Annotated in this window: 10 protein-coding genes; 9 read left to right on the top strand and 1 reads right to left on the bottom strand. The window is 68.1% G+C overall.

The window, feature by feature from the left end; all coding sequences use genetic code 11:
* Positions 1–167: 167 nt before the first annotated feature.
* The 6 genes from ASE02_RS17710 to ASE02_RS17685 all read left to right on the top strand — a co-directional run bounded on the left by ASE02_RS17710 (position 168) and on the right by ASE02_RS17685 (position 7,350).
* Positions 168–1,046, top strand: a complete 879-nt coding sequence (locus tag ASE02_RS17710; RefSeq protein WP_056735861.1) for a crotonase/enoyl-CoA hydratase family protein — start codon at positions 168–170, stop codon at positions 1,044–1,046.
* Between the two features lie 78 nt (positions 1,047–1,124).
* Entirely contained in the window at positions 1,125–2,372 is a 1,248-nt protein-coding gene (locus tag ASE02_RS17705) for a TetR/AcrR family transcriptional regulator (protein WP_082602192.1), read from the top strand.
* 504 nt (positions 2,373–2,876) lie between these two features.
* Positions 2,877–3,438 (top strand): alpha/beta hydrolase fold domain-containing protein (locus ASE02_RS23385; protein WP_369818586.1); only part of this gene is annotated, 562 nt, incomplete at its 5' end.
* Positions 3,438–4,184 (top strand): carboxymuconolactone decarboxylase family protein, encoded by a 747-nt coding sequence (locus ASE02_RS17695; RefSeq protein ID WP_235536746.1) that lies wholly within the window; start codon positions 3,438–3,440, stop codon positions 4,182–4,184. The genes ASE02_RS23385 and ASE02_RS17695, both read left to right, overlap by 1 nt.
* A gap of 4 nt (positions 4,185–4,188) precedes the next feature.
* Positions 4,189–5,001 (top strand): SDR family NAD(P)-dependent oxidoreductase, encoded by an 813-nt coding sequence (locus tag ASE02_RS17690; RefSeq protein ID WP_056735858.1) that lies wholly within the window; start codon positions 4,189–4,191, stop codon positions 4,999–5,001.
* An 84-nt stretch (positions 5,002–5,085) separates the two neighbouring features.
* Positions 5,086–7,350 (top strand): arylsulfatase, encoded by a 2,265-nt coding sequence (locus ASE02_RS17685; protein ID WP_056735857.1) that lies wholly within the window; start codon positions 5,086–5,088, stop codon positions 7,348–7,350.
* Positions 7,351–7,442: 92 nt separating this feature from the next.
* On the opposite strand, the gene ASE02_RS17680 is transcribed toward ASE02_RS17685, so the two are convergent.
* Positions 7,443–8,768 (bottom strand): hypothetical protein, encoded by a 1,326-nt coding sequence (locus ASE02_RS17680; RefSeq protein WP_056735856.1) that lies wholly within the window; start codon positions 8,766–8,768, stop codon positions 7,443–7,445.
* A 135-nt stretch (positions 8,769–8,903) separates the two neighbouring features.
* Here ASE02_RS17680 and ASE02_RS17675 point away from each other — a divergent pair, with 135 nt between their 5' ends.
* The 3 genes from ASE02_RS17675 to ASE02_RS17665 all read left to right on the top strand — a co-directional run bounded on the left by ASE02_RS17675 (position 8,904) and on the right by ASE02_RS17665 (position 11,113).
* Positions 8,904–9,461, top strand: a complete 558-nt coding sequence (locus ASE02_RS17675; RefSeq protein ID WP_056735855.1) for an NTP transferase domain-containing protein — start codon at positions 8,904–8,906, stop codon at positions 9,459–9,461.
* A gap of 150 nt (positions 9,462–9,611) precedes the next feature.
* Positions 9,612–10,145 (top strand): ANTAR domain-containing response regulator, encoded by a 534-nt coding sequence (locus ASE02_RS17670; protein ID WP_235536744.1) that lies wholly within the window; start codon positions 9,612–9,614, stop codon positions 10,143–10,145.
* Positions 10,142–11,113 (top strand): CmpA/NrtA family ABC transporter substrate-binding protein, encoded by a 972-nt coding sequence (locus ASE02_RS17665; RefSeq protein ID WP_056735853.1) that lies wholly within the window; start codon positions 10,142–10,144, stop codon positions 11,111–11,113. Before ASE02_RS17670 ends, ASE02_RS17665 begins: the two co-directional genes overlap by 4 nt.
* Positions 11,114–11,174: the final 61 nt, after the last annotated feature.

Raw genomic sequence — 11,174 nt, 5'->3', positions numbered from 1 at the left:
GCGACACGCCGCGAACCTGGAGACCGTCAACACCTACGAAGGCGCCCACGACGTCCACGCCCTCATCCTCGGACGCGCCATCACCGGACAGAACGCGTTCTAGACGCAGGGCCGCCATCCATGTTCAGTTCGCCGCCGCGACCTAAGACAGCCTGCCAAGGGGACCTATGACCTACAAGACCCTGACCTGGGAGGTGTCCGACCGCGTCCTCACCCTGACCCTGAACCGGCCCGATCAGCTCAACGCCTTCACCGTCGAGATGGCGCACGACCTGATCGCCGCGTTCGAGCGCGCCAGCGAAGACGACGGTGTCGGCGCCGTGGTGGTGACCGGCGCGGGCCGGGCGTTCTGCGCCGGCATGGACCTGTCCTCCAGCGGCAACGTCTTCGGTCTGGACGAGAGCCTCCGCCCGACCCTGACCGACATGCGCGAGCGGCTGGACGACCCGGCGATCCGCGACGGCGTGCGCGACACCGGCGGGCGGGTGACGCTGGCGATCTACAATTGCAAGAAGCCGGTGATCGCGGCGATCAACGGCGCGGCCGTCGGCATCGGCGCGACCATGATGCTCGCCATGGACATCCGCATGGCCTCGGAGAAGGCGCGGATCGGCTTCGTGTTCGGCAAGCTTGGCATAGTGCCGGAGGCCTGCTCAAGCTGGTTCCTGCCCCGCCTGGTCGGGCCGCAGCAGGCGCTGGAGTGGGTGCTGTCGGCCGAGATTTTCGATGCGGCCGAGGGACTGCGCGGCGGCCTGCTGCGTTCGGTCCACGCGCCTGAGGAGCTGCTCGGCGCGGCCCAGGCCTTGGCGCGCAAGTTCATCGCCGGCCGCTCGCCCGTCGCGGTCGCGCTGGCTCGTCAGATGCTGCTGCGCAACAGCGCACAGTCCCATCCGCTGGCAGCCCATCGGGTGGACTCCCTGGCGATGTTCTACACCAGCCTCGAGGACGGCAAGGAGGGGGTGGCGGCCTTCCTGGAGAAGCGCGAGCCGGAGTTCACGGCCAGCGCCTCGAAGATGCCGAGCTTCTATCCTTGGGATGAACGCTAGCGGTAGGTCGCACTGATTTTACGTTTGAGTGTTCGCAGGGCGGTTGACGTCAAGCTGGACGCGTGATGAAGCCGGGGAGTGAAATTGTCCCAAGCCGATGATCGTTCGACCCGTGGCGCCAAGCGCGCGCGTTTGCTGGAGGAGGCCGCCAAGGCCCTGAACAGCCGCGGCATCTCCCAGACCTCCCTGGCCGAGATCGCCAAGTCGGTCGGGGTCTCGCGCGCCGCGCTCTACTACTATTTCGAGGATCAGGAAGACCTGGTCTTCCAAAGTTATCGCCGGTCCTGCGAGATGATGGCGCGCCGCCTGAGCGAGGCTTCGCATGGCGGCGGCGACGCCATGACCGTGCTGCTGGCCTTCGTCGACGGCATGCTGGCCGAGGATGAACCGGAGTTCGCCTCGCTCAGCGAGGCGGCCTATCTGCGCCCCGAGCAGCGCAGCACGATCCTGGGGCTCTACGAGGCCCTACTGGCCAGCATCGCCGAGATTCTCAACGCCGGCGCGCGGCGGGGGGAGTTGCGCGCCTGTTCGGCCGGCATCGTCGCCCAGGCGATCATCGGCCTGGTCTCCTGGATCCCGATGGCGCGGCGTTGGCGCTCAAGCCAGGCCCTGTCGCAGCGCGACATGGTCGAGGCGATCAAGACCCTGCTCGATCACGGGGTGGCCGTCGAACGACGCCTGCCGATCAAGATCCCGCCATTCGACTTCTCGTTCGCGGACGTGCGGCTGGACCGGGTGTTCGACGCCGAAGCCCTGGCCGCCGCCAAGCAGCAGGCGCTGCTGGCCTCGGCCTCCTGGCTGTTCAACCTCAAGGGCGTGGACGCCACGTCGCTCGAGGAAATCGCCACCCGCGTGGGGGTCACCAAGAAGGTGATCTACCACAATGTCGGCGACAAGGAGACGCTGGTGGTCGAGTGCTATCGGCGCTCCTTCCGGATGTGGGAGGAGATCGCCGGGGCCGCCCGCGCCTATGACGGCTCGCGCCTCGAAGCGTTTTGCCTGTCGATGAACGCTGGGGCCGCGGCCAGCCTGCGCGAGGATCTGGCGACCCTCTCGCCATTGGCCGGGTTCGAGGCCCTGCCGGCCGCCGCCCAGGACGAGATCAACGCCTCGGCCGTGCGGCTGATGGACATCCACCTGGAAATCTTCGCCGTCGGCCAGGCCCAAGGCTCGATGTCGGCTGCCAACCCGCGCGCGATCGTGGCGATCGTTCCGGGCGTCTACCAATGGCTGCCGAAGTGGTTCGACACCTTCTCGCTTGAGGAGCGTCAGATGGCGGCCCGTGAGGTCGCCGAACTGATCGCCCTGGGTCTGCGCCCGCTCTAGCTGGGCGCCCGGTCAAGCGGGACCTGCTCGACAGCCGCCCTCACCAGACGCGCCAACGGCGTTCGTCCGTCGCGCCCTTGCATCCCTATTTCCAACAATCGAATGCATAACGAAACTTGTTTGTCAAAACTCTTGACTCGGGCTGATGTGGCCGGGATGGTGTGCACCATAACGTCAAATTCGGGCCGATTGAACGAAGCCCGGAGCGGAGGAAACAATGGGCAGGCACGATCCCGACATCGCGGGTTTCAAGCAGCAACTCGTCGAACTGACCAAGATGCGCGAAAGCGCTCCGCCCAGCGTCGAGGCTGAGCGCGCGGCGTTCGACGGCCAGCACGGCGCCGTGCCGCCGGCCGAAGGCTGTGAGGTCACGCCGGTCGTCGCCGGCTCGGTTCGCGGCGAGCGCATCACGCCCAAGGGCGCGGACACCTCCAAGGCGCTGATCTATTTCCACGGCGGCGGCCACATGTTCGGCAGCCCGCTGAGTCACCGACACCTGGTGTNCCCCTATCCCGCCGGCCTCGACGACGCCGAGCAAGCCTATCGCTTCGTGCTGGGTGAGGGGTTCAAGCCTGAGGACATCGTCCTGGGTGGGGAGTCCGCCGGCGGCAATCTGACGGCGGCCCTGCTGCTGAAGCTGCGCGATCTTGGCTTGGCGCAGCCGGCCGGCGCCTATCTGCTCAGCCCCTGGCTCGACATGACCCAGAGCGGCGCGTCCTTTGCGGCGCGCGGCCCGCACGATCCGATGATCACACACGCCGCCCTGACCGCCTGTTCGGCGGCCTATCGGGCCGGCGCCTCGGCCGAAGACCCGCTGATCTCGCCGGCGATGGCCGACCTCGCCGGCCTGCCGCCGCTGTTCATCCAGGTTGGGGCCGACGAAGTCCTGCTCAGCGACTCCGTCGAGTTCACGCGCCGCGCCGCCCTGGCCGGCATCGACGTACGCCTGCACGTCTGGGCCGAGATGGTTCACGCCTGGCCGCTGTTCCACTTCGCCCTGCCGGTCTCAGGGCTGGCCGCCATCCACGAGGCCGGCGCCTGGATGGCGCGCCAGCTTCGTCATTGATGCGCCTGCGCCGCTCCGCCCACCAAGGTGCCGTGAAAATGAAAATCATCCCAATCGGGCGCAACCGCGTGATGGCTGCTGTTGTCGTCTCGGCGCTGTTCGCCGCGACGTCCGCCGTGGCCGAAGCCCCTGCCGGCGCGATGACCGCTTCGGACCATAAACCGCCAAAGAACGAGTCTCCCATGCGATTGAATGCACCGAGGATTGCGCCGCTTCAGGACGTCGAACTGACCGACGAGCAACTTGCGATCCTTGCGCCGCTGATCGCGCGGGACCAGCTCTACAATATCTTCCGGACCTTCGCGCGGACGCCCAAGGCCCTGCAAACCTTCTTGGCCTGGGGCGGCTACATCATGTCGGCGGACAACAGTCTGACGCCACGCCAACGTGAGATCGTCATCCTGCGAGTCGGCTACCTCTGCAGGTCGGGCTACGAGTTTGCCCAGCACGTGCTGATCGGCCTGCAGTCGGGCCTCACCGAGGCCGAGATCGCCAGGATCAAGCAAGGCGCCGAAGCCGGCTGGACACCAGATGAGGCCGCCCTGATCCGAATGGCGGATGAACTGGTCACCGACCATTTCGTGAGCGATCCGACCTGGGCGCAACTTCGGGCGCATTTCAGTGAGAAGAACGTCATGGACGCGGTCTACACCGCCGGCCAGTACACCCAGGTTTCGATGTTCCTGAACACCTTCGGCGTGCAACTGGATCAGGGCCTGGCGCTCGATCCTGATCTACGACGGTAGGACGATGGGCAGGCTGGAGGGCAAGACCGCCATCGTCGTCGGCGCCGGCCAGACGGCGGGCGAGACGGTCGGCAACGGCAGGGCCATGGCCCTGTTGTTCGCCCGCGAAGGCGCGCAGGTGCTCTGCGTCGACCGTGACCTGGCCAGCGCCGACGAGACGGTGGCGTTGATCGCGGCGGAGGGCGGCCGGGCGAGCAGCGTCCAGGCCGACATCGTCAAGGCCGACGATGTGGCCGGCATCTTCGACGCCGCCTTGGCGCGCATGGGGCGCGTGGACATTCTGGTGAACAATGTCGGCGTCGGCCTGGTCGGCGACGGACCAGCCCACCTGGCCACGGAGGCCGGGTTCGACGCCACCTTGGACGTCAACCTCAAGGGGATGTGGCTGACGATCAGGGCGGCGATCCCGATCATGCGCGAAGCCGGGGCCGGAGCCATCGTCAACATCTCGTCTCTGGCCTCCGTCGCGGGCGACAGCGCGATCGCCTACATGGTCTCGAAGGCGGCGGTGAACCGTTTGACGCTCGCGGTCGCCAGCGCCAACGCCGAGCATGGCGTTCGCTGCAACGCCGTGCTGCCGGGCCTGATGGACACGCCGATGGCGATCGTCGCCAACGCCGACATGACGAACCAGGCCCAGGACGCGGTGCGCGCGGCGCGCAACGCCCGGGTTCCGCTGAAGGGCGGCATGGGAACGGCCTGGGACACCGCCCATGCGGCGCTGTTCCTGGCTTCCGACGACGCGAAATACGTCACTGGCGCGCTGCTGCCCGTCGACGGCGGCTTCACCACACGGGTCGGCGCGGTGGACCGCTAGGCCTAGACCCGGCGCGATCGAGCGTCGGCAAAGAACAAGAAAATTGGGAGGACAGACATGGCGCTATTTCTAAGAAGCTCCGTTTTGCTCGCGACCGCCTCGGCGCTGGCGATGCTGTGCGCCTTGCCGGCCGCCGCGCAGGCGCCGGCCGCACGGGCGACCGCCCCGGGCTACGCGCCCTCGCCGCGCGCGCCGCAAGGCGCGCCGAACGTCCTGATCATCATGACCGACGATGTCGGGTTCGCCGCGAGCAGCACCTTCGGCGGTCCGATCCCGACCCTGACCTTCGACGCCCTGGCCGCCCAGGGCCTGCGCTACAACCGCTTCCACACGACCGCGCTATGCTCGCCGACCCGCGCGGCCTTGCTGACCGGACGCAACCACCACGCGGTGAACGCCGGGGTGGTCAGCGAGATCGCCACCGGGCGCCCGGGCTACAACGGCATCCTACCCAATGACGCGGTGACCTTCGGCCGGGTGCTGAAGGACAACGGCTACAGCACCGCCTTCATCGGCAAGAACCACTCGACGCCGGACTGGGAAACCGGCCCGGAGGGTCCGTTCGAGCGCTGGCCCAACGGGCTGGGCTTTGACTACTTCTTCGGCTTCAACGGCGGGGAGACCGACCAGTGGGCGCCGGCCCTGGTCGAGAACCGCAACCTGATCGAGCCGCCGACCAACGACCCCAAATACATCCTCGACCACGACCTCGCCGACCGGACGGTCAGCTGGCTGCGCACGCAAAGCTCGGCGGCGCCGGACAAGCCGTTCCTCGTCTACTACGCGCCGGGGACCGCCCACGGCCCTCACCATGCGCCGCGCGAATGGATCGACCGCTTCAAGGGCCAGTTCGACCAGGGCTGGGACAAGATGCGCGAGGAAAGCTTCGCGCGGCAGAAGAAGCTGGGCGTGGTTCCGGCGAACGCCAAGCTGACCCCGCGGCCCAGCCAGATCCCGGCCTGGAGCTCGCTCAGCCCCGATCAGAAGAAACTCTATGCCCGGATGATGGAGGTCTATGCCGGGGCGCTGGCCTATTCCGACAACCAGATGAGCCGGGTGATCGACGAGATCCGCCAGGAAGGCAAACTGGACAACACCCTGATCATCTACATCCAGGGCGACAACGGCGCGAGCGCCGAGGGCGGACTGGGCGGCACCACCAACGAGATGGCCGGCCTGGGCGGCATCTACGAGCCTACGGATTTCACCCTCTCCAAGATCGACACCCTGGGCGGTCCGATGGCCTTCGGCCACTATCCGGTGGGCTGGGCGTGGGCGATGGACACGCCGTTCCAATGGTCCAAGCAGGTGGCCTCACACCTCGGCGGCGTGCGCAACGGCATGGTGATGTCGTGGCCGGCGCGGATCAAGGATGTCGGCCAGGTGCGCTCGCAGTTCTCTCACGTCGTCGACATCGCCCCGACCCTCTATGACGTGATCGGAATCAAGGTTCCGGCCAGCGTCGACGGCGCGCCGATCAAGCCGCTGGACGGCAAGAGCCTGGCCGCGTCCTTCACCTCGAAGACGGCCCCAGGCCGCGATGTCCAGTACTTCGAGATGTTCGGAAACCGGGCGATCTACGATCATGGCTGGATGGCCTCGACCACGCCCGAGCGGTTGCCCTGGACGCCCGGCAAGGACGTCGACGCCGCCAAGTTCAAGTGGGAGCTCTACAACCTCGACAAGGACTTCACCCAGGCCGACGACCTGGCCGCCAAGCTCCCCAAGAAGCTGGCCGAGCTGCAGGCGACCTTCGAGAAGGAGGCCCAGCGCAACAACGTCCTGCCGGTTCAGGCTTCGATCTTCGATCGGCTGGGCGGCGGCATTCGGCCAAGTCCCCTTCAGGGCAGATCGCAATTGCGCTTCTATCCGAGCGAGACCCGCTATCCGAACGGGGTCTTCCCCGACATTCGCAACAGGTCGTGGAAACTCTCCGCGGCGGTGAAGCTTGGGGCCGGCGGTGAGAGCGGAACGGTGGTGACCCAGGGCGGCCGGTTCGGGGGCTGGGGCCTAGTCATGCTGTCGGGCAAACCGACCTTCGCCTACAAGCGCTCCAGCTTGCCGCAAGACCAATACCGGCTGGAAAGCCCGACGGCGCTGGGGCCAGGCGCGCACCGCATCGACCTCGATTTTGTCTATGACGGCGGCGGGATGGGCCAGGGCGGTGTCGTGACCATGAGCGTCGACGGCGTGGAGGTCGGCGCCACCCGGCTCGACAAGACCGTCGCCGGGGCCTGGTCGCTGGAGGGCGCGGCGGTCGGCTGGGACAGCGGCACGCCGGTGATCGAGGACTATCGCGTCCCGTTCCCGCTGGCGAGCGTCGAGCACGTCGACTTCACGCTCAAATAGCGGCCTCAGCGACCTGCCGTCCGTGCCCTTGCCCCCGCAAGCCGGCGCGGACGCGCAGCCGCCAGCATCCGGGACGGGACTCTTGTTCGTTCCTAGGAAGCCATCCGGCTGCGGATTGCGTCTTCCATCGTCGCGGCCGTGGTCGAGGGCGCTGCGAGCGTGATCACCGGCGCGAACCCGCCGCCCGGGGTTCGGAAGTTCGTCGTCTGACCTTGGTAGAGTCTCGCCGCCGCCAGGATCGTCGCTCCAGCATAGGTGTAGAGCCGCACATCCATTTTCCGGGCCTGGGGATCGCCATCGACCTGGACCCGACGCTCGCTTGGCGCGGCGAAGGCCTGGGCGATGTAGCCGCCCTCGCAGATCATCGACCAGACGCCTCGGGTCAGTTTGTCACCGCGGTAGACGGCCTTGCCGGCATGGCCGCCGGCCGGCTTGAAGAAGAGTGATCTCCGCTGCGCCCAGAGCTCGTCGGCGTTGTCGGTCGTCACCAGCCTGGTGTGCGGGAGCGTGCTTAAGGCGCGGCGCAACTCGGCGCTCGCCCCGAACGTCGCCAGGGCGCCTGGGTCCGACAGCAGGGCCAGGTTTCGTTTGTCGGCCAAGATCGCGTGGTTACGCGGACTGGGCGTCACGACGGCGGCGCCGGCCAGATAGGCCGCCCGAAGCGCTGCGGACGCAGGCGTGTCGAAGGCGAAATCGACCAGCCGATTATAGACAAGGTCGACTGTGAGGTCGCCCAAGATCAGGCGGCCCGCCTCGAAACGCAGCGCACTTGGATCGGCGATCACGGCCTGCACGCCGTGGCGCGCGAAGAAGGCCTGGGCCAGGACGAACTCCGGATAGAGGTACTGATCCTCCGGGGCGGTGTCGATGATCGCGACGACGCTGGGGTGGCCGAGCCGCCCCTGGAGGCGCCACTCGCCGATGAACATGCGCCAGACGGCGTCCTCGAACTCCGCCAGGGGCGCGGCCGCCGGGACCATCGCCCGGACCTCGGGGCAGCAGGCGGTCTGCGCCTGGGCCAGCAGCGCGTTCAGGAACCCGCCCCCGGCGTTGGTGTTGACCTCGATCAGCTTGGGACCGTCGGGCGTCAGATGGAAGTCGTAGCCCATGAAGGCGCCGCGTGGCCCGTGATCGCGCCTGGCGATGTCCGGCGCCCAGGCGAGTGCGGCCGTCTGGAACGCGGGGAGCTGAGCGGTCGCTTCAATGGCCGCTACGATTTGGCTCATCGCATCCAGGTCGGAGGCGGACAGGAAGACCGCGGAGTTGGAAAAGAGGTGGGCCCGATGTTGCTTGAGCAACGCGATCGGCACGGCGCCGGCCGAGGCTTGCTCTACGGCGGACCAGACCTGGGCCGGGTCGACGTCGATGCAGAAGCAGTCCCGATTGAGATGCTCTTCCAAGGGGGCGCAGGTCGTCATCCGATTTTCCGCTCGTGCAGCATGGCGATGGTCCCAATATGGTCGCCGGCCATGACGCGATCTCGCTCACTGTAGCGGTCGACAAGGCGGTCGTCGCGGGCGCTTCCATGCGATCGTGGCGGTGGGTTCCAGGAGATGTTTGTGCAGCTTGGCGCGATAATTCTAAGCGGCGGCGCCTCCAGTCGCATGGGGGCGGACAAGGCGCTCATGGACTGGCTTGGCCGCCGCGCCGTGGACCGGGTGGCTGACCTTGCCCTGGAGGTCGGCGCGAAGATCGTCGTGACCGTGGGGACCGCCGACTACGGCCTGCCGCTCGTCATCGAGGAGACACCGCTGGGCGGACCGGTGGGCGGGGTGCTGGCCGGGGCGGCGGCCTTGCGCGGCGCCGGGTGCCTGCGCGCCTTGGTGCTGGCGGTCGATGCGCCCAGCCTGACGGCGGAGGATCTGGCGCCCTTGCTGGCCGCCGGCGCCGCCGGCGCCGCCTATGAAGGTCTGCATTTTCCGCTAGTGGTGGCGCTGGACGCCCTGCCGTCCGACGCGCGGGCTGATTGGCCGATGGCGCGACTGATCGAGCGGGCGGGTGTCGTGCGGCTTGTCCCGCCCTTGGAAGCCCAGGCCAGGCTGAGAGGGGCCAACACCCCGCAGGAGCGCCAGGCCCTGTTGGCGGAACTGGCCGCCAGGGCGAACGCCTAAAAACTCGGCGCCGACTGACTGCGAATTGTGCGTTTCATCGTCGCCGGGCTGGAAACATGTCGAAGCGTTCCGCTTCAGCGCGTCCACCCCCACTAGTCCAACGCTATGCGCGTCTTGGTGATCGATCCTGATTTCGCTCGAGCGGCGCTCGTGGCTGAAGGCCTGGCGGGCGTCGATCCGCTCGAGGTGCGCCATCGGCCGGTCTATGACGAGGCCGAGGCCGCGGCCTTCGCCCCCGACGTTGTCGTGGTGGCGACCGAAAGCCCTGACCGGGACACCATCGACAGCCTGCGTGACGCGAGCCTGGCCAATCCGCGACCGGTGGTGATGTTCGTCGACCGCTCCGAGCCGGGACTGGCGGAAGCCGCCGTTCGGGCCGGGGTGGCGGCCTATGTCGTCGACGGCCTGGCGCCTGGCCGGGTGCGCGGCGTCCTGGAGGTCGCGATGAGCCGCTTCCAGTTGATGAACCAGCTGCGCAAGGACCTGGACAAGGCCAAGGCCGATCTGGTCTCGCGCAAGACCATCGAGCGCGCCAAGGCCTTGTTGATGAAGGAGCGGGGGCTGGAGGAGGCGCAGGCCTACAACCTGCTGCGCAAGCTCTCGATGGACACCGGCCGGCCGCTGGGGGCCGTCGCGGCCGATCTGCTGGCGTTCGCCGGGGTGCTGAAGGGAGACGCCTCATGAGCGGGCCGTTGAAGCTGGGCTTCATGCCCTTGGACGACGCGGCGGGCCTGATCGTCGCCAAGGCGCTCGGCTTCTTCGCCGACGAGGGGCTGGACGTCGAGCTATCGCGCGAGGCGTCCTGGGCGACGATCCGCGACAAGGTGGCGGTGGGCGCGCTGGACGGCGCCCATATGCTGGCGCCGATGGTGCTTGCCCAGAGCCTGGGGATCGGCAGCGAGGCGACGGCGATGATCGCGCCGCTGGCCTTGGCCACCGACGGCGCGGCGATCACGCTCTCCGCGCGGCTGGGACTTGGCCCGAGTCCGACCGGGGTCGGCCTGGCGGACCTGGTCGCCCAGCGGCGGGACATGGACGCCAGCCTGCTGACCTTCGGCGTGGTGTTCCCGTTCTCCACCCACAACTACCTCCTGCGCCTGTGGGTGGCGCAGGCGGGCTTGGATCCTGACCGCGACGTCCGCATCGTGGTGGCGCCGCCGCCGCGCATGGCCGGGCTGTTGGCCGGGGGGGTTATCGAAGGGTTCTGCGTGGGCGAACCGTGGAACGCCGTGGCCGTGAACGCCGGGGCCGGCGTTGTCGCCGCGCGCGGCGCCGCGATCGCGCCGGGCGCTCCAGACAAGGTGTTCGGCGTCACCCGCGCCTGGGCGCAGGCGAACCCGGTGGTCCTCCAGGCGCTGTTGCGTGCGCTGCTGCGTGCGCTCGCCTGGGCCGACAGTCCTGAAAACCGCGAGGCCTTGGCGACGCTGCTGGCTGAGCCCCAGCATGTGGGCGTGGCCAGCGACGCCATCGCGGCCGGCCTGAAGCACGTCGTCTTCCATCGCGGCGGCGTCACCCGGCCCGATCCGGCCCAGGCGATGTGGCTGCTGGACCAGATGCGGCGCTGGGGACAGATCGCGCCGGGCGCCGACGTCGAGGCGGCGCTGAGCGTCTATGCCCCGCAGATGCACGACCAGGCGGCGGTTCTCGCCTGAAAAGCAGTCAACGGGCGATATCCGGCGCCTAGATTTTGCACTGCAGCATAAATGGCGGGTC

It is taken from the genome of Phenylobacterium sp. Root700, from assembly GCF_001429025.1.
Taxonomy (GTDB): domain Bacteria; phylum Pseudomonadota; class Alphaproteobacteria; order Caulobacterales; family Caulobacteraceae; genus Phenylobacterium.
This window is presented reverse-complemented; position numbering and strand designations above follow the sequence as displayed.

What these genes read in the sequence shown, in the direction of transcription:
- ASE02_RS17710 (WP_056735861.1), top strand. Translation starts at nt 168, where the DNA reads ATGACCTACAAGACCCTGACCTGGGAGGTGTCCGACCGCGTCCTCACC.
- ASE02_RS17695 (WP_235536746.1), top strand. Translation starts at nt 3,438, where the DNA reads ATGCGCCTGCGCCGCTCCGCCCACCAAGGTGCCGTGAAAATGAAAATC.
- ASE02_RS17690 (WP_056735858.1), top strand. Translation starts at nt 4,189, where the DNA reads ATGGGCAGGCTGGAGGGCAAGACCGCCATCGTCGTCGGCGCCGGCCAG.
- ASE02_RS17680 (WP_056735856.1), bottom strand. Translation starts at nt 8,768, where the DNA reads ATGACGACCTGCGCCCCCTTGGAAGAGCATCTCAATCGGGACTGCTTC.
- ASE02_RS17675 (WP_056735855.1), top strand. Translation starts at nt 8,904, where the DNA reads ATGTTTGTGCAGCTTGGCGCGATAATTCTAAGCGGCGGCGCCTCCAGT.
- ASE02_RS17665 (WP_056735853.1), top strand. Translation starts at nt 10,142, where the DNA reads ATGAGCGGGCCGTTGAAGCTGGGCTTCATGCCCTTGGACGACGCGGCG.